The 18,426-nt window shown below is 70.6% G+C and carries 16 protein-coding genes; 7 read left to right on the top strand and 9 right to left on the bottom strand.

Annotated features, from left to right (window positions below):
- The first annotated feature begins 5 nt into the window (after positions 1–5).
- Positions 6–1,025, top strand: coding sequence for an adenosine deaminase (locus BJ992_RS06070; protein ID WP_184978951.1), 1,020 nt, complete (start codon positions 6–8; stop codon positions 1,023–1,025).
- A 542-nt stretch (positions 1,026–1,567) separates the two neighbouring features.
- Here the strand turns inward: BJ992_RS06070 and BJ992_RS06065 are convergent.
- Complete coding sequence (locus BJ992_RS06065; protein WP_184978950.1) at positions 1,568–3,241, bottom strand: hypothetical protein; 1,674 nt, start codon at positions 3,239–3,241, stop codon at positions 1,568–1,570.
- Between the two features lie 33 nt (positions 3,242–3,274).
- Positions 3,275–4,963, bottom strand: coding sequence for a sigma factor-like helix-turn-helix DNA-binding protein (locus tag BJ992_RS33660; RefSeq protein ID WP_184978949.1), 1,689 nt, complete (start codon positions 4,961–4,963; stop codon positions 3,275–3,277).
- 233 nt (positions 4,964–5,196) lie between these two features.
- On the opposite strand from BJ992_RS33660, the gene BJ992_RS06055 reads away from it, so the two are divergent.
- The gene (locus BJ992_RS06055; protein WP_184978948.1) at positions 5,197–5,847 is read left to right on the top strand and encodes a hypothetical protein; all 651 of its coding nucleotides are present in this window, start codon (positions 5,197–5,199) and stop codon (positions 5,845–5,847) included.
- 106 nt (positions 5,848–5,953) lie between these two features.
- Here the strand turns inward: BJ992_RS06055 and BJ992_RS06050 are convergent, their stop codons facing one another.
- Positions 5,954–6,685: a hypothetical protein gene (locus BJ992_RS06050; protein WP_184978947.1), complete on the bottom strand. Its 732-nt coding sequence runs from the start codon at positions 6,683–6,685 to the stop codon at positions 5,954–5,956.
- Positions 6,672–7,256: an RNA polymerase sigma factor gene (locus tag BJ992_RS06045; protein ID WP_184978946.1), complete on the bottom strand. Its 585-nt coding sequence runs from the start codon at positions 7,254–7,256 to the stop codon at positions 6,672–6,674. The genes BJ992_RS06050 and BJ992_RS06045 overlap by 14 nt, the downstream gene beginning before the upstream one ends.
- 188 nt (positions 7,257–7,444) lie before the next feature.
- On the opposite strand from BJ992_RS06045, the gene BJ992_RS06040 reads away from it, so the two are divergent.
- From BJ992_RS06040 to BJ992_RS06025, 4 genes are all read left to right on the top strand, one after another.
- On the top strand, positions 7,445–8,158 hold the full coding sequence (locus BJ992_RS06040) for a class I SAM-dependent methyltransferase (protein WP_343072512.1): 714 nt from the start codon (positions 7,445–7,447) through the stop codon (positions 8,156–8,158).
- Between the two features lie 105 nt (positions 8,159–8,263).
- On the top strand, positions 8,264–8,782 hold the full coding sequence (locus tag BJ992_RS06035; RefSeq protein WP_184978944.1) for a hypothetical protein: 519 nt from the start codon (positions 8,264–8,266) through the stop codon (positions 8,780–8,782).
- Positions 8,783–8,799: 17 nt separating this feature from the next.
- Positions 8,800–9,510, top strand: coding sequence for a response regulator transcription factor (locus tag BJ992_RS06030; RefSeq protein ID WP_184978943.1), 711 nt, complete (start codon positions 8,800–8,802; stop codon positions 9,508–9,510).
- Positions 9,507–10,871, top strand: coding sequence for a sensor histidine kinase (locus BJ992_RS06025; protein WP_184978942.1), 1,365 nt, complete (start codon positions 9,507–9,509; stop codon positions 10,869–10,871). The genes BJ992_RS06030 and BJ992_RS06025 overlap by 4 nt, the downstream gene beginning before the upstream one ends.
- A 533-nt stretch (positions 10,872–11,404) precedes the next feature.
- Here BJ992_RS06025 and BJ992_RS06020 read toward each other — a convergent pair.
- The 5 genes from BJ992_RS06020 to BJ992_RS06000 form a co-directional block, all read right to left on the bottom strand.
- Complete coding sequence (locus BJ992_RS06020; protein ID WP_184987637.1) at positions 11,405–12,550, bottom strand: acetyl-CoA C-acetyltransferase; 1,146 nt, start codon at positions 12,548–12,550, stop codon at positions 11,405–11,407.
- Positions 12,551–12,669: 119 nt separating this feature from the next.
- Entirely contained in the window at positions 12,670–13,551 is an 882-nt protein-coding gene (locus BJ992_RS06015) for a class F sortase (protein WP_343072511.1), read from the bottom strand.
- Between the two features lie 13 nt (positions 13,552–13,564).
- Complete coding sequence (locus BJ992_RS06010) at positions 13,565–14,461, bottom strand: RodZ family helix-turn-helix domain-containing protein (RefSeq protein ID WP_184978941.1); 897 nt, start codon at positions 14,459–14,461, stop codon at positions 13,565–13,567.
- Between the two features lie 237 nt (positions 14,462–14,698).
- A complete protein-coding gene (locus tag BJ992_RS06005; RefSeq protein WP_246496532.1) occupies positions 14,699–15,547 on the bottom strand; it encodes a class F sortase in 849 nt (282 codons plus the stop codon).
- A gap of 101 nt (positions 15,548–15,648) precedes the next feature.
- A complete protein-coding gene (locus BJ992_RS06000; RefSeq protein WP_184978940.1) occupies positions 15,649–16,992 on the bottom strand; it encodes a hypothetical protein in 1,344 nt (447 codons plus the stop codon).
- A gap of 217 nt (positions 16,993–17,209) precedes the next feature.
- Here BJ992_RS06000 and BJ992_RS05995 point away from each other — a divergent pair, with 217 nt between their 5' ends.
- Positions 17,210–18,355 carry an acyl-CoA dehydrogenase family protein gene (locus BJ992_RS05995; protein WP_184978939.1) on the top strand — a complete coding sequence of 382 codons (1,146 nt, stop codon included), beginning with the start codon at positions 17,210–17,212 and terminating at the stop codon, positions 18,353–18,355.
- Positions 18,356–18,426 lie beyond the last annotated feature (71 nt).

Here is an 18,426-nt window from a genome sequence, read left to right as displayed (position 1 = left end):
TGGAGATGGCACGCCCGCTCCACACCCTGCCCAAGGCTCACCTGCACCTCCACTTCACCGGCTCCATGCGGCACACGACGCTGCTGGAGCTGGCGGCCGAGCAGGGGGTGCACCTGCCGGACGCACTGGTGCAGGACTGGCCGCCGCGGCTGCGTGCGACCGACGAGCGCGGCTGGTTCCGCTTCCAGCGCCTGTACGACATCGCGCGCTCTGTGCTGCGCCGCGAGTCCGACGTCCGGCGGCTGCTGCGTGAGGCCGCGCAGGACGAGGCGGCCGAGGGGTCCCGCTGGCTGGAGATCCAGGTGGACCCCTCGGGCTACGCGTCCCGCTTCGGCGGCCTCACCGCGACTCTTGAGCTGGTCTTGGACGCGGCCCGCGACGCCGCGGCCGCGTCCGGGACCGGCATCGCGGTGATCGTGGCCGCCAACCGCACCCGGCACCCCCTGGACGCCAAGACCCTCGCGCGCCTCGCCACCCAGTACGCCGGCCAGGGTGTCGTCGGCTTCGGCCTGTCCAACGACGAGCGCCGGGCCCGCGCACGCGACTTCGACGGCGCCTTCCGCATCGCCAAGCGCGCCGGCCTGCTGGCCGTCCCCCACGGCGGCGAGCTCTCCGGCCCCGCCAGCGTCGCCGAATGCGTGGACGACCTGTCCGCCGACCGCATCGGCCACGGCGTCCGCGCCGCCGAGTCCCCCCGCCTGATGGAACGCCTGGCCGACCGCCAGATCACCTGCGAGGTCTGCCCCACGTCCAACGTCGGCCTGGGTGTGGCCCGCACCGCCGAGGACGTCCCCCTGAAACGCCTCTTCGACGCCGGCGTCCCCATAGCCCTAGGCGCCGACGACCCCCTGCTGTTCGGCGCCCGCCTCCTCCCCCAGTACGAGCTCGCCCGCTCGTCCTACGGCTTCACCGACCCCGAACTCGCCGAACTGGCCCGCCAGTCCATCCGCTCCTCCACGGCCCCCGAGTCGTACAAGAAGGAACTCCTCGCCGGCATCGACACCTGGCTCACCGAAGACCGGTAAACCGCACCGCCGTACAACGGCGCCGACTTCACCGCACGTGGTCCCGCCGTCGCGGCGCCGGGTCAGAGGGCCGGAGCAGAGACGGGGACATGGCCGGACAGGACGGCCGGAACAGACCACGCGGACCGCCGTACGACCGCGCCGACTTCACCACACGTAGATCCCACCACCACGACGCCAGGTCAGAGGGCCGGAGCAGAGACGGGGACAGGGCCGGACAGGACGGCCGGAACAGCGCGACGCGGACCGCCGTACGACCGCGCCGACTTCACCGCACGTAGATCCCACCGTCGTGGCGCCGGGTCAGAGGGCCGGAGCGGGGACGTGGCCGGACAGGGACGCGCCGGGTCGGTTCACGGGTCGATCGGGGCATGGGGCGCCGAGCGGGATGTGGTGGATTTTTGATCTGGGGGTGTCTCTGGCTCTCGGCGGTTACGGCGGCATCGCCTCGGTGGGGTGCCGATTCGTAGCACGTGTGTACACGTGCATGGCAACGGCCGTCCGGCGGAGGTGCCGGACGGCCGTCGCTGGGGTCGGTGGGGTTACTGGGAGTGGATGTAGATGACGTTGAAGACTTCGGAGAGTTTGTTGAGGTCGGCGGTGATGCTCTTTTCGGGGTCGCTGGCGTCGAAGGTGACGGCCAGGCGGCCGAGGCCCTTGCGTGCCTGGAGGGCTTTCCACATGGTGTTGTTCGCCAGGCCCTGGTCCAGGAGGCGCCAGGTGGTGCCGTCCCAGTTCTGGCGGTGGGTCCAGAGCATGACGGTCTGGACGCCGGCCTGGAGGGGGAGGTCGACTCTCAGTTTGGCGGCGGCTTCCGCCTGGGCTGCCGTCAGTTTGTTGGCACCGCTGTGAGCCAGGCCGACCTCGCGTGCGCCGATGTGGACCCGGGTGTCCCAGCCTCTGGCGCGGACGCCGATCCACTGGTTGCGGAGGGCCTTGTCGGGGGTGATCTTGTACTTGGAGTACTCGCTGGCGAACAGGCCGCTGGAGACGTTGACGTGGTCGACGTCGCCGGTGAGGACGTACTTCTCGACGTTGGCGCGGGTGATCAGCGGGTACTTGGTGCGCAGCGCGGCGACGCAGGTCTCGGAGGCGCCGCAGCCCATCTCGGGGACGACGACGTCGACGGCGAGCTGGCGGCCGGCCGGCATGGCGGCGCGCAGGGCCGTGGAGGAGTCCTTGACGAACTTGCGGACGTCGGCGGCGGTCTTGAAGCCCCAGTAGCCGAGGTCCTGTGCGAACTTGACGCCGACGACGCCGGGACGGCTGGCCTGTGCGGCCATGCTGGCGACGGCGGCGTCGAACTGGTCCTTGCCGGCCTGCCACGCGGGGGCCAGTTCACCTTCGATCCAGACGCGCATGTTGAGTTTGACCGCGGCGGCGGCGGCCTTGCCGGTGGCGTCGTTCGGCGCGGTGAGCTGACGCTTGGTGGGGGTGGCCGAGGGGGCCGGGTCGGCGGGCTGGGACGGCTCGGGGGCCGTGGAGGCGGTCGGCTGCGGGGCCGTGCTCGGGTCGGCCTCGGCGGTGGGGTCGGCGGCGGGTGGCGCGCTGGGGTCGGCCGACGGGTCGGCGGGGCCGTTCGGGTCGCCTTGGCCTGTCGGTGGCGCCGAGGGGTCGGACGGCGGGGCCTGGGACTTGTCGTCCACCGGCATCTGGGTCACGTCCGGCTGGACGTCGGGGGCCGCGGTGGCCTGGCCGGAGCGGGTGCCGCCGTCACCGGGGGCCGGGGTGGCCCCGGTGGCGCCTGCGCCGCCTGAGCAGTCGAACTCACCGCCTTGGCAGGCCTTGGCGGGGGGTTTGGTGATGTTGCCGTCGACGTCCTTGCAGACGTACTTGCCGGCGTCGTGGTCGTACTTGCACAGGACCTGGTCCTTGTCGGCGCAGTCCTGCATGCCGGGGCCCTTGTTGGTCTGGTCCATGCAGAACAGCACGGGGCCGGGGTACGGCACGGCGTCCTGGAGCTTCTGGCCGTCGTTACGAGCCCAGAAGCGCACGATGTCCAGCGCCTCCCTGGGGGTCTTGGCCATCCACTTGCAGTACATGAACTCGGGGGTGCCGGTCCCGAGGATGTCGTCACACTCGTTGTCCGGCGCCTCCTCGGTGCCGGCCGCCGGTGCGGGGTCGGCCAGGGCCATGCCGGTGGGTACGCCGATGGTCAGCGTCACGAGCACCGCGATGAGCGCGATGATCCACTCGCGTTTGTGGAGCCGGGGCATACGCGGTCTCTCCTCGGGGTCGGAGTGGGTCGGTCAACAGGGCTGGTTGTAGCTGACGTTCACCCTGATCGTTCCGGAGTTCTTGGTGCCCTGGTTGTCGCCTGACCATGAGATGGACACGAGCGCGGTCTTCTGACCACAGCCACTGCCCGAGCGCGGTGAGACGACGATGGCGGCGGAACCGCCGTTGGAGATGCTTCCGGAACCAGGTGAGACGACAAGATCTGATCCGATCGCGGACCACTGGATGGCGCCGGGCTGCGATCGCACGGTGACGGTCCCCTCGCGAGCGGTCCCGAGGTCCACGGAGCTGGACGACGCGGCGAGCACCGGAGGCGGCGGCGGAGGGGGAGGCGGTGGCGGCGAGCTCGTGCGCGGCTGCGACTGCGGCTGCGAGCTCTGCTTGGGGGACGAGGACGTCTTCGGGGACGACGTCGGCTTGGACGTGGTGCGCGGCGGAGGCGGCGGGTCGTCCGGGTTGCCGTTCGTCGGCGCGCTGGTGGAGCGCTTCGGCTTGCTCGTCGGTGTGGTGGACGGCGCGCCGCTGCTCGGCGGCGGCACCAGCGGCACCGAGCCGGACGGCAGGCCGGCGCCGGGACGGCTCACCGCCGGCAGGCTCGCGCCTGGCGAGACCGTCGGAGCGGCGGTGCCGCCGGGAGGCGGCGGGTCCTCGACCAGCGGTGGCAGGCCTTCTCCCGGGGTGACGAACACCGAGCCGCCGCCGGCCGCCGTGACGTCCACGGGCTGCTTGGCCTGTGGCGTGAACAGCAGCGACCAGATGGCGCCGGCGACGGCGACCGACACGACGGTGACCAGGGAGACCCGGCCCCAGCGGATGCGGCTCTCGGGGTTGTCGGCCTCGGGGTCGGGCTCCCAGAACTCGGGGATCTTGGCGGCGCCTTCGGCACGTTCCGGAGCGAACCCCTCGTCCACCGACAGCGGCGCCTGCGCGGGTGGCGGGTCCTCCAGAGCGTCCGGCTGAACGGGGAACCCGTCGGGGTGCCAGCTCTCGGTGCGGTTGTCGGCCGCGGTGATCGACTCCCCGGAGCCGCTGAACAGCCGCTCGGCGGGCTCGGGGCCGGCGAGGATCGGCAGGCGGGTCATGAGGGCCGTGATGGTGACGCCTGACTTGATGGCCTGGCAGTCCTTGCAGGAGCGCACGTGCCTGCTGATGTGCGCGCGCAGCAGCCGGGTGGGGGACTCGGCCCAGGACTTGACGAGGCCCGGCAGCACCGAGCAGCGCGGGTCGTGGCCGCGTGCGTCCATGACGGCGGCGAGCCACTGCTCGGCGTGCTTCCTGCCGGCCGCGGCGAACGACTCGACGGCGTCGACGGAGATGTCGAGGACCCGTGCAACCTCGTCGGACTTGAGCCCGTGGCGCAGCGTCAGGTCGAGGATCTCGCGTTCGCGCGGCTCCAGGCAGGCGAGCACCTCGATGCCGAGCTCCGGCGAGCCGCTGCGTCCCTGGCGCGCGTAGGAGCCGGTGTGGGTGACGCCGGACAACCTGGCCTGGCATTCGGCACGTGCGAGGGAGTAGAGCCAGGCGCGTAAGCGGGTGGGGTCGTAGAGCCGGTCGGTGTGCGCCACCGCTCCGTACAGCGCTCCGATCGTCGCCGAGAGCGCGTCCTCGCCGGCGATCAAGGATTGGCAGTAGTCGTAGAGATGGTCGCCGTACTCGCGGCACAGGCGTTCCAGCGCGGCGGGGTCATCCCTCCTCAGCACGGGACTCAGCTCTCCTGACATAGTTGCAAATGATAAATCTGACGCAGGCAAAGCAGACAGAAATATACGGGAGGAAGTGCTGTTGTCTCATATCACTTTTGTTACATAACAACCTTCTATACTCTGTTGACTGTCTAGTGGTGTTAACCCCCACATGAATGCACATCAAGCCACAAGTCGCCCTGATGTGCGGGCCACAAGTCCCCCGATCCGCCGACCGGAGACAGAGCATCGTGCGAGACGACAGCGACGAGCCTTCCGCGCAGCGGCACCGGCCGCCGTACGCCGGGAGTTTTTCCGGTTCCGGCCCCCGGGAGGACCGGTGGCGCACCTGGGACGACGCGACCGGCATGGACGACGAGGAGGAGACCCCCTGGCAGCGGCTCGGCAACAGCCGGAGCGGGCCCATCGTGATCGGCCTGACGCTGTTGCTGGCGGCCGGCACCGGCATCTGGTTCGCCTGGCCCGAGTCGGACACGCCTCCCCCGCCGGCCGCGGTGCCGTCCGCGCCGGCGCCGGCGACTCCGAAGCAGCCGGTCTTCGGCGTGGACTCGCCTCCGCCGCCGCCGGACGTGCGGCCGTCGCCGAGCCGCACGCGGCGTGGCGCGAACCAGGACCCGGCCCGGCCGGGGACGGTCACCCCGCCTCCGCCGCCGGTGACGCGATCGGCGCCGCCGAGCTCCGCGCCGCCGACCAGGAAGCCGAAGCCGCGCAGGTCGCCGGACGGCCAGTCCGGGCCGACCGAGCCGCCGCCGCCACCTTCGTCGTCCAAGCCGACGTCCAGGCAGTCGCCGCGGCCGACATCGCGTCCGACCACGGCGCCGCCGGACGACGACGACACGCAGACGGGGCCGTCTCTCCCGCCGCCGCCACCGGGAAGCTGAATCACCACACACCGAGCGTGGGCCCGGTCGGATGGTCATTTCCTGCGGTATGGCAATCCGGCATGGATTGTTTTCGGTCAACCTTTATAGGGGACCAAATCGACCATTATCGGAGCGACATCGCGATCTCCCGGGCCCGCGCCAGCTCAGGCAGCCCTTCGAGGCGATACCCGGCCTGGTCACGCTGCCAGACGAGGGTCGGTCCCGCCACCCGGGCCAGGTCCTTGGAGCCGATGCCGTCACGCGACAGGTACGTGAGGCCGTGCGGTGCCCGCACCCACCACCCGTGCGACGTCCCCACCGTGACCTCCTCGGGGAACGGCGCGCCGACGTCCTTGCGCCACAGCACGTCCAGCACGCCGGCGTAGGCGTCCAGCCGGATCCCCGGCCAGAACATCGACACCACGCGGCCGCCGTCGGCCACCCGCACGTCGGCGGGGTCGCCGAGCGCGGCCGGCACGAGGAACTCGAACGGCACCGCCTCCCTGGCCTCGGCCAGCGTGACCCGCTTCTCACCCGGCAGCGCGCGCGGCACCCCCGACGGCAGCGGCCCGGGGTCGCCGATGTGCAGCTCGATGCCGGCGAACCGCAGCACACGCTCCACCGCCGCCTGCCCCTGCGGCGTGAAGCCCAGCAGCACGGCGAGCAGCGCCGCGACGACCGCGGCGATCCACCGGCCACGCGGACGCCACCACCGGCCCGCCGGCGCGCCGGCGGCCGGCTCGGCCTCAAGGCGCGCGCGTACGGCACGCGCGACCCCGTCAGTCGGGGGTGCGGACGGGCCGACGTGCTCGCCGAGCTCGCGCAGGGCCGCCTCCAGGTCGTCATGCGAGCCCATCTCCCACCTCCTCCCGCAGCCGGGCCAGCCCGCGGAACGTGCGGGACTTGACCGAGCCGAGCGGCCAGCCGAGGATCTCGGCCGTCTCGGCCTCACTCAGCTGTAGGAAGTACCGGCAGACCACCGCTTCGCGTTCCCGTTCCGGCAGAGCGCGGACCAGGCCGAGCAGCCGGGTGCGGCGGTCGGTGGCGATGGCGACGCCTTCCGGGTCGTCGGGGAGCCGCTCGGGCTCGGCACCGGCCCGCAGCGCGAGCTCGGCGCGGCGGCCCCGCGCGCGGGTGGCCGTGTGGGTCTCGTTGGCCACGATGCGCAGCAGCCATGGCTTGAAGGCGGCGTCCCTGCGGAACTTGGACAGATGCCTGAACGCCTTGACGAACGCCTCCTGTACGACGTCCTCGGCCTCCTCGGCCGCACCGAGCAGGGCCGCGGTGCGATGAGCTATCGCGCTGTAACGCGCGACCAGCGCCTCGTACGCGGCCAGGTCGCCGGCCAGCGACCTCGTTATGGCCTCGTCGTCGTCCGTCGGGGCTCCTTCTCGGGGGGTGTGTGCGCGACAAAAGGTAGTTTCCATCAGGCCGTTCCGCAAAGGGGAGGTCTCGCCGCGAAGGCCGGCGTTTACCGCCTGGTTGTCCGGGAAGCGGGACGTGGCGTGGAACAGGGCGGCTAGACTCGGAGCCCATCCGTGACCGTGGCCCCCTCGCGGAGCCACGGTTTTTGAGTGAGCGAAACTGGGCGGAACGCATGTCTGGGTATGACCGCGTGGTGCAACCTGCGGCCGGGGACGAAGCCCTGGAGAACCACCTCGGTGGAGATGAGGCCCGCAATTACCGGCAGTACGAATTCGACATGGTCGCTCCGCACGTCGGCAGGTCCATGCTGGAGATCGGCTCCGGCCTCGGCCACTTCGCCGAGCAGTTCCTGCCCCGCCTGGACCGTCTCGTGGTCAGCGACTTCGACCCCTACTGCGTCGAGCAGCTCACCAAGCGCTTCGACGGCCGCGACGACATCGGCGTGCTCCAGTTCGGGCTGCCGGCCGAGATCCCGCTGGACGAGCCGGTCGACACCGTGGTCATGATGAACGTCCTCGAGCACATCGAGGAGGACGTCGAGGCGCTGCGCTCGCTCGCCAAGGTCACCGCGCCGGGGGGCCGCATCGTCATCTGGGTGCCGGGTTACATGCAGCTTTACGGCGACTTCGACCGCAAGGTGGGGCACGTCACCCGGTACACCCCCGCCACGCTCGGCCGCACGGTCGCCGCGGCCGGGCTCACGGCCGAGGTGCTCAAGCCGATCAACTTCCTCGGCGGCATCGCGTGGTGGGTGGCCGTGCGGCGCGGCGGCGTGGGGTATCCCGACCCGCGTCTGGTGAAGATCTACGACCGCACCGTCGTCCCCGCCACCCGCCTCATCGAGCGGTTCATCCGGCCGCCGTTCGGCCAGACCGTGTTCTGCGTGGCCCGCGTTCCCGGCTGAGCCCTCACCGCCGAGGCCGGAAATCCGGTGAAAGATTCATACCTCACCGGGTTGTCTCAGTGTTTCCCCGGCTTTCTCCCAGCCGCCGGTTGTGCCATGAACGGCATGAGAAAACTGTCCAAGGCGCTGACGGCCGGTGCGTTCGCCGGCACGCTCACCGTGGGGCTTCTCGGCGGCGCCGCACTGGCCGGCCGGGACGGCGGCGGCGCCGCGCCGTACGAGCTGACGGCCGCCGATCCGGTGGCCGCGGAGGCCGCCTCGCTCACGGGGACCTCTCCGGATCTCCTCACCGCCGGCGACCCGGCCGACCGGCCCCGGCTGCGGCTCGGAGCGCGCAGAGCACTGGTCGGCGTGCACGGCGAGACGACCGTGCGGGTGCGCGGCGGCTTCGACACGTTCACCTGGCAGCGCGGCGCGGTGACGTCGGTGTCCGCGTCGGCGCTCACCGTGAAGAGCGCCGACGGCGTGAGCTGGGCCTGGACGGTCACCGGCGACAGTAGAGTCCGGAAGAATGGCGAGAAATCCACTCCCTCGGCGCTGAAGGCAGGCGACGACGTCTTCGTCCTCGGCCGTCCGTCCGGTGACACCCGGACCGCGCTCGGAGTGGTGGTGCCCAAGCGCTAGGAGTGAGCGGCGGACCCATGACCGAGCAGACGAACCGACCCCGGGTCCTCGTCGTGGACGACGAGCGCAACATCCGCGACCTCGTGGCCGTGGCGCTGCGCTTCCACGGCTTCGACGTGATCAGCGCGGCGCGGGGCTACGAGGCGCTGGACCTGGCCGGGTCGTCGTCCCCCGACCTGCTTGTGCTCGACGTCATGCTGCCCGACCTGGACGGGTTCGAGCTGTGCAGACGGCTGCGTGCCAGAGGCGACGACGTCCCTGTCATCTTCCTCACGGCACGTGACACCGTCGCCGACACGGTGCACGGTCTCACCCTCGGCGGCGACGACTACGTCACCAAGCCGTTCTCGGTGGAGGCGCTGGTCGCCCGAGCCCGCGCCGTGCTGCGGCGCGGCGCGCGAGGCGGCACCGAGGCCGAGGCGCCGGCCGAGCACGCCGTGCTGTCGGTGGCGGGTCTCGAACTGGACGAGGCCCGCTGGGAGGTCCGCCGCGACGGCACGCCGGTGGACCTCTCCCCCACCGAGTTCCGCCTGCTGGCCTTCTTGATGCGTCATCCCGGACAGGTGCTCACCAAGGCGCAGCTCCTTGAGCACGTCTGGGGGTTCGGCACTCAGTCCCAGGTCGTGGAGACGTACATCTCGTACCTGCGCCGTAAACTGGACCCGCTCGGGCCGCCGCTCATCCACACGCAGCGCGGCGTCGGCTACGCCTTGCGTCCCTCGTCATGACACTCGGGGGACGGCTCCTCGCCGGCCTGCTGTCGGTGACCGCGGCCGGTCTCGCGGTGCTGTCGGTGGTGAGCGTTCTGGTGCTGCGCGGACACCTGCTGGACCGCACCGACGCGTCGCTGACGGCGGCGGCGCAGGGGTCGGCGGCACGGCTGGTGCGCGCGTCCGGCATCGCGCTGGTCAACGCCAGCCCGACGTACGCGGTGGCGCTGCTCAACCTCACCACCGGACGCGGCCGGCTGCTGGCGGGGGACGACGCCGAGGCCGAGCACATGCCGGAGATGCTGGAACGGCTCGGCGAGACCCGGCTGTCGTCACTGGCCGACAGCGGGAGACCGTTCCCACTGAGCGGCCGGCTGCGCGCGGCGGCGGCGCGCATGGACATCGGGGACCGCATCGTGGTGGTCGCCGTTCCGCTGGACGAAGTGCGCGACGCCGTGCGGCGGCTCATCCTCACCGAGCTGGTCACCGGCGTCGTGCTGATCGTGCTGCTGCTCCTGCTCGGCCGGTCCCTCATCGCGAGAGGCCTCGCGCCGCTGAGCCGCATGGCGAGCACGGCGCAGCTCGTGGCCGAAGGCGGTGATCTGTCCGAACGCATGCCGGAGGGCCGTTCCGAGGCGGGCCGGCTCGGCGCGGCCATCAACGTCATGCTGACCCGCATCCAGAACGCCTTCGCCGCGCGCTGGGCCTCCGAGGAGCGGGTGCGCCGCTTCGCCGCCGACGCCTCCCACGAGCTGCGCAACCCCCTCACCACCATCCACGGGTACGCCGAGCTGTACCGGCAGGGTGCGATCCCCCCCGAGGAGACCCCCCAGGTCATGCGGCGCATCGAGGACGAGGCGGCCCGCATGACCCGTCTGGTCTCCGAGCTGCTGGAACTGGCCCGGCTCGACAAAGGCGCTCCGCTGACCGTGGCACCCGTCGACCTCACCACCCTGGCCACCGAGGTCGTGGACGACTTCACCGCGCTCACCCCCGACCACCCGGTGACCCTGGACGCGCCGCCGGAGCTCGTCGCCACCGTGGACGAGGCCCGCATCCGCCAGGTGCTGGTCAACCTGCTCGCCAACGTCCGCGCGCACACCCCGCCGGGGACCCGGGCCACCGTCCGCCTCACCGCACCCGCCACGCTGGAGGTCACCGACACCGGACCCGGCATGCCTCCCGAGATGGCGGCGCTCGCCTTCGACCGGTTCCACCACCACGCCGAGAGCGACGGCACCGGTCTCGGCCTGTCCATCGTGCAGGCCATCGCCATCGCGCACGGCGGCCAGGCCACCGTCCGTTCCCTCCCGGGCCAGGGCACCACGATCCAGGTCACCCTCCCCGCCACCGCGAACCCCGCCCCCACGTTCTTCTGACCGGCCCGTCCGGTCCGCACGGCGAGCGCGCGAAAAACCGGTTGCCGTGCGCGCGGGGGGAACCGTAGCTTCGGGGTATGCGGATTCCTTCTTACTGAGAGCGCCGACCGGCCACGGCCGGTCCCCACGCTCGCTTCGGCTTTCTGACCCGTCCGAAACAGACGCGGTGGCTGAGGCTCCCGACCGGCATGTTCCCTGCCGCGTCGTGATCCGTAAGGAGATTCATATATGCGTACTCGTGCTGCCAAGAAGGGCCGCAAGGCCCCCGGGACCACTCCCCTGCCGGAACCCAAGCCGCCGCTTCCCGAGCCGGGACGCGTGGTGCCGCTCTCGCTACCGGAGCACGCCGCACCGCCGCTGCCGCGCCCTGAGCGGAAGCAGCCATCGGCGCCGCGCCGGATCACCCCGCCGCCGATGCCCGTACGGCGAACGCCGCCTCCCAGGCGGCAGCCGAAGGGACGCTAGGGCGAGACCGGCGACGCGGGCCCCACCCCCTCGGCCAGGGTGGGGCCCGCCGTCACTTCTCTCGCGGGTCAGAGCCGTTCGATGATGGTGACGTTGGCCTGGCCGCCGCCTTCGCACATCGTCTGCAGGCCGTAGCGACCGCCGGTGCGCTCCACCTCGTGGAGCAGCTTGGTCATCAAGATCGCACCGGTGGCCCCGAGCGGGTGGCCGAGCGCGATGGCGCCGCCGTTGGGGTTGGTGCGGGCCGGGTCGGCGCCGAGTTCATGCGTCCAGGCCAGCGGCACCGGCGCGAACGCCTCGTTGATCTCGACGACGTCGATGTCGTCGATGGACAGGCCCGAACGGTCGAGCGCCTTGCGGGTGGCGGGGATGGGTGCGGTGAGCATGTACACCGGGTCGTCCCCGGTGAGCGCGAGCGTGACGATGCGGGCCCGCGGCGTCAGTCCGTGGTCGCGTACCGCCTGCTCCGAGGCGATCAGCACGGCACCCGCGCCGTCGGAGATCTGCGACGACGTGGCCGCGGTGATGCGGCCCCCCTCGCGCAGGAGCTTCAGTCCCGCCATCTTCTCCAGCGTCGTGTCCGGCCGCGGGCCCTCGTCGTCCTCGACGCCGTTCACCGGGGTGATCTGGTCGCGGAAGTACCCGTTGGCGATGGCTTTGGCGGCCCGCTGGTGGCTCTCGTAGGCGTACCGTTCGAGGTCCTCCCGGCTGTACCCCCACTTCTCGCACATCAGCTCGGCGCCGCGGAACTGCGAGATCTCCTGCTTGCCGTACCGCTCCACCCACATCTCGCCGAACGGGAACGGCATGCCCTTCTCCAGGGCCGTGGTGATGCTGGACCCCATCGGCACGATGCTCATCGACTCGACGCCGCCGGCCACCACCAGGTCCTGCGTGCCGGACATCACGCCTTGCGCGGCGAAGTGGATGGACTGCTGGGACGACCCGCACTGCCGGTCGATCGTCACCCCTGGCACCGACTCCGGCAGGCCCGCCGACAGCCAGGCGTTGCGCGCGATGTCCATGCTCTGCGGGCCGAACTGCATGACGCAGCCGAGGATGACGTCCTCGACGGCCGCCGGGTCCACGCCGGTGCGGTCCATCAGCGCCTTGAGCGTGTGCGCCGCGAGATCGGTGGGGTGGACGGTGGACAGGCCGCCTTTCTTCCTGCCGACCGGGGTGCGGACCGCACCGACGATGTACGCCTCTGCCACAGTGCCTGCCACGGTGCCTCCCAGGGTCTCCGACCTGTCCGCTCACCAAACCGAGCTATGTTCGGTCACTGCCGAGCGTATAACAGAATAATCGTCCGTGAGAGTCGCTGTGCTCCCGGTCAGCCGCCTGTCCCACCACGCGTGCCGGTCATCCTGGCGTACACGATGACATTGTCCTGATAGTGGCCGGTCGACCGGTTGTACGTGCCGCCGCAGGTGATGAGCCGCAGCTCGGCGTCGTCGGCGTTGCCGTACACCCGGTTGGTGGGGAACGTCAGCTTGTCGGCCTGCTCGATGCCACCCACCGTGAAGATCGCCACAGTGCCGTCCATGCGGGTGACCTCGATCGTGTCGCCGTACTGCAACTCGTGCAGCCGGCTGAACACCGCCGTGCGGGTCATCGTGTCCTTGTGGCCGAGCATCACCGCGGGACCCGACTGGCCCGCCGTCGGACCGTAGCGGTACCAGCCGACCAGGTTGTGGTTGCCGATCGGCGGGGTCTGGATGGCACCGTTCTTGTCCAGACCCACCGACTTGATCGGCGCGTTGATGCCGAGCTTCGCGATGACCAGCCGCTTCGGCGTGGACGGCTGCATCGGCGGCGCCGCCGGTAGCGGCGGCGCAGGGGCCGCGGCCGTCGGCGCCGCCTGCGTCAGCGGCTGCCCCGGCCCGCCGGGGCCCACCGACGGCGCGAACCCGTCCGGCGGCTGGGCCCCGAGCTTCAACGGCGTGCGTCCGGAATCGGCGAGACCGTACTCGGCAGGCGCGTTCGCCATCAGCAGCACACCGATCACCACCGTGACGACCCCCGCCACGGCGGCCAGGATGAGGATGCCGCGCAACATCGAGCCCCGGTCGGCCCGGCGCTCCGGCTCCTGCCACGACCCGTAGCCGTAGTAGACCTGCTGCATGTACGGCTGGCCGTGCTGCGGGTAGCCGGGGTGACCCGGCTGCTCGTGGCCCTGGCCGTAACCCTCGGGGTACTCAGGGGGGGTCGTCACTCAGGCCTCCCGGTCAGCCTCGCTCCGGCCGGCGGCGGCGCATCATCAGCCCGCCGGCACCGGCCGCGAGCACCATGGCCGACCCGACGGCGAGGAAGAGCCGCGCGTCCGGCCCGATACCGCCGCCACCACCGGTCGCCGCGCCACCACCGGGGGTGCGGGTCACCTGGTTACGCGGACCCGACGTCACGGTCTCGTAGACGGTGCGGGTCTGGCGGGGGGTGGGGCTGGTCAGGGTCGGCGTGGGGGTGGCGGTGGGGGTCACCGTGGGGCTGGCACTGGTCGAGGGTGACGCGCCTGCGGTCCCGACGCCGATCGCGAGCGCAGGCGGGGTGGCGGACGCCGGGCTCGCGGCCGCGGGGACTGTGCAGTCGTAAATGGTGTCCGTACCGGTCGTGCCCGTGCTCACCCGCAGGGAGAAGGTACCCGGCCTGACGTAGAACGTGCCTGTCGCCGTGGGGGTGAGCGTGGCGCGCAAGGTGGGGATCGGCAGAGGAGCTCCAGGCGCCAACGACGTGCCGGGGGTCTGCGTCGCGGCCGGCGACACCGTGGTGGCGCTCGGACTGGGGAGGATCGGCTGGCCAATGGCCTCCAGATCACCTTCGACGGTGATGGTCGCCGTCGTCGGCACGCCGGCGGCGCTGGCGGTCAGCGCCGGGGACGGCGAGGTCTGAGCGATCCCCCATGTCACGGTGACGGGCTGGTTCAGCACCGCCGCCGTCGTCGGCCCCGTCAAGGTCACCGAGAAGTTGTAGGCCGGACTGCCTGCCGGAGGCGTGCACGTGTACGTGACGGGAACAGGACCCACCGCGGCGCTCAACGCCGGGAACAGACCGATCAGTGCGGCACCCATGGTTCCGGCCACGACAGCTCTGGTCGCGACGCGACGCCGTGCTCTGGACTTCAGCACGTATCTCTCCATTTCAGCGGCGATGACCGGTTTGCTCAGGCGCAACAGGATGGCAGACCCTGGTCACGGTTCGGTACAGATCCTACGGATCCTGCATCACCCCTGGCTGTGATTTGGGGTCGAAAATCCAATTTTTCGGAGATCATCGCAGCTCAGAGAGGTTTACTCGTTGCAAGATAAGTTCGTCGGATCAGCACGACGCGATGCGATGTCACTCTTCGTGAGCGACCGTTGCGCTCAGCCACGGGACGACAGCGTGGCGTAAACAATGATGTTATCGGTGTAACTGTGACTGCGGGGGTTCAGCACGCCACCGCAGGTGATCAGCCGCAGGGCCGCGCCGTCCACATGGCCGTACACCCGTTCGGTGGGGAAACGGTTCTTGCTCGCCTGCTCGGTGCCGTCCACGGTGAACACCGCCGTGGAGCCGTCCGAACGGACGACGGTCACCTTGTCGCCGCGGGTCAGCTCACGGAGCCGGTTGAACACCGCCGGGCCGCGCCTGGTGTTCACGTGGCCCAGGATGACCGCGGGACCCTGCTCTCCGGGGCTCGGGCCGAGGTGGTACCAGCCGGCGAGGCCGGGCCGGTCGAGCGGCGGCACCTCGATCTCCCCCGACCTGAGCACGCCGACGGAGGCGAGCGGAGCGTCCACGCCGATACGGGGGATCTTCACCCTGGTCGGCGCCGACCTGCGCAACGACGGCACTCCTGGTGTGGACGGCCCTGTGGTCGCGGTCCCCGCCGGTGGTCTCCCCGCTCCAGGGCCGGCGTCCCCGCCGGGCCCGGTGGCCGGCGTCCCGGCCGCCGGGACGTCGTCGGCGACGGCCTGAGCGCCACGCGGCGCGGACACGTCCCCTCCCGGCACGCTCGGCCCGCCTGCGGCGACCTGAGCACCGGACGTACCGGCCGCCTCGGTGGGATGCGGATCAGCGGCCTGCGGGGCCGGCGCGAGGTACGCCAGCAGCCCGGCCATCACCAGGCCGACCCCGGCGAGCGACGCGAGGGTCAGCAGGACGGACGGCAGCGCGGCCCTGATCCGGCTCCGCGACGAACCGCCACCTTCGTCATCCGGCGTCACCGTCATCGGCCGTCCCTCTCACCGTCACCCGGCGTCGCCGTCATCGGCCGTCTCCCTCACCGTGGTACGCCGTACCGTAGCCGTGTCCGCTGTCATCGGCGAGGCCTTCATACAGCGGTACGACGCCTGCGACGCCTCAACGCGCCACCCGCGACCCCCGTGACGGTCAGCACCGTCCCGTACCCGATGAGCAGCGGCGCCGCCGTGCCGTCCCCCGACGCCTCACCGGTCTGCGCGCCTCCCTTGGGGGTGACCCGGACCTGCGGCGTACGGCTCGGCTCAGGCGTCGGCTTACGGGTGACGGTCGCGGTCGCCGTCGCGGTCGGCGCGCCGTGTCCCTGACCGCCGCCGGACAGCACGTTCACGCCGCGGCCCGAGTCGTCCCCGTCGGTGATGTGGCCGTTTCCACCGGGGCTCGTGCTGGTGCTGGTCGGCGTCGGAGCCGGGAGCACTTCGACGGTCGCGGACTTGACGGTCTTGGTGGTGCAGGTGGTGCGGAAATAGTTGTCCGGCGGGGTGGACAGTTCGCGGGTGATGAAGTCGAAGGCGTCCACGGCCATGACGGTGCCGGTCGGAGCGACGTTCTTGAACTTGACGGTGTGCTCGCCATAGGGGAAGTCCGTCTTGGACCAGAGCACTTCCTGCGCCTTGGGAGTGGCTTCCGGCGCGGGGTCGTACGCGTTCACCGTGGCGATGACCTTGGGGTCGGTACCGAGGGACACCTCGAACTCGCCGACGGTCTTGACCCGCTCGCCGATGTAGGCGAGCCCGGTGCCGACGAATGTCACCGTGACCGAGTCGTCTTTCTTGGCGGTGGCGTGCAAGTCGTCCTTGTAGTCCTTGTAGGCCGACCGGTCCGCAGCGCGGAACCAGGACGACTCGTTGTAGGTGATGGGACCGTGCTTGTGCTGCACGGTCGCCTCAGGTTCCCCGTCGATGTCGCCGTTGTCGTTGACCCTGATCGTGTCGGCCGGTGGGATGAAGTCCAGGACTAGTTGGCCAGGCGTAATGGTGAGCTTGCCGGTTTCGGTGGTGGTGACCGAGCCGGAGATCGCGGACGGAAGTTTTAGAGGGCCGTTCTTGGCGAGTACGGCCTGGTCCTTGTGTCCTGTGGAGTCGAGTTGTCCGCTCCATAAGCCTTTGACCCCGGAGGTGCCGGTGGCGATGAGGCGGCCGCCGGCCTTGAAGGCGGCGGAGGCGGCGAGCGGGGAGTCGCTGAGCGTCCAGTCCACGGCGATGCGCTCGCCGACCCGTACCGAGGTGGGGATGGTCACATCCACAGTGATGTTCTTCGGACCGTCGTCACGGAGGAGATGACCGCCGGTGCACGTGTACTCGTAGATGTAGTGGCGGGTGTCGGCGGCCGCCGGGGTCTGTAAGCAGACACCCGTGCAGGCGGCGAGCGCCGACGCCGCGAGCACACCTCGGAACCTGATCGCCCGACCGCTCACGGGAGGGCCTCCGTAACCATCGCTGACCAACCTCGAACCAGGGAGAGGATCGTATGACGAATGACGAGCGCGGCCATCGGCAATGGACACAGAAGGCGGGGAAAGTAGTGGATTTGTGACGTCGGTACGTGGTCGTCACGTCACAGGGGTACGTATCGAAGAACCCGCAGCAGAACAGTATTCTGTTCCTTGATTTCCCCCAGAGAGGACAGGACGAATGCGGCGAGACCTCTTCGAGGAGGAGCACCTGCTCTTCCGGGACACCGTGCGCGAGTTCATGGCCCGCGAGGTCGTCCCCCACCACGCGCAGTGGGAGAAGGACGGCATCGTGCCGCGTGAGGTGTGGAAGAAGGCCGGGGAACTCGGCATGTTCGGCTTCTCGGTGCCGGAGGAGTACGGCGGTTCCGGCATCACCGACTTCCGGTACAACACGGTGATCGTCGAGGAGATCATCAGGGCCGGGGCCTCGGGGCTGGGGTTCGGCCTGCACAACGACATCATGGCGCCGTACCTGGTGGACCTCACCGACGAGGAGCAGAAGCAGCGCTGGCTCCCCGGTTTCACCTCCGGCGAGCTGATCACGGCCATCGGCATGACCGAGCCCGGCGCCGGCAGCGACCTGCAGGGGGTGCGCACGACGGCGCTGCGCGACGGCGACCACTATGTCGTCAACGGCCAGAAGACGTTCATCACCAACGGCATCAACTCCGACCTGGTGGTCGTGGTCGCCAAGACCGATCCGGCCGCCGGCGCGCGCGGCACCACGCTGCTGGTGGTGGAGCGCGGCATGGAGGGCTTCACCAGGGGCCGCAACCTGGAGAAGATCGGCATGCACGCGCAGGACACGGCGGAACTGTTCTTCGAGAACGTCCGCGTGCCGGTGGCCAACCGCCTCGGCGCCGAGGAGGGCCAGGGGTTCTTCCAGCTCATGGCGAACCTCCCCCAGGAGCGGCTGTCGATCGCCGTGGCCGCGGTGGCCGCCGCCGAGACGGTGCTCGAAGCGACCATCGAGTACTGCAGGAACCGCCAGGCGTTCGGCCGCACCATCGGTTCGTTCCAGAACACGCGGTTCGTCCTGGCCGAGCTGTCCACCGAGGTGGAGATCGCGCGGCACTACGTGGACAAGTGCGTCCTGGCGCTGAACGCCAGGGAGCTGACCGTGGTGGACGCCGCCAAGGCCAAGTGGTGGACCACCGAGATCCAGCAGAAGGTCATCGACCGCTGCCTCCAGCTGCACGGCGGGTACGGCTACATGACGGAGTACCCGGTGGCCAAGGCGTGGATGGACAGCCGCGTGCAGACCATCTACGGCGGCACCACGGAGATCATGAAGGAGATCATCGGCCGGTCCTTCGGCTTCTGAGCAAGATCACCGGCCGGTTCCTCCGCCTCACCGGTCAGGTCTTCCGCTCCTGAAGAGATCACGGGCCGGTC

Origin of the sequence: Sphaerisporangium rubeum, assembly GCF_014207705.1 — a bacterium.
GTDB lineage: Bacteria > Actinomycetota > Actinomycetes > Streptosporangiales > Streptosporangiaceae > Sphaerisporangium > Sphaerisporangium rubeum.
This window is presented reverse-complemented; position numbering and strand designations above follow the sequence as displayed.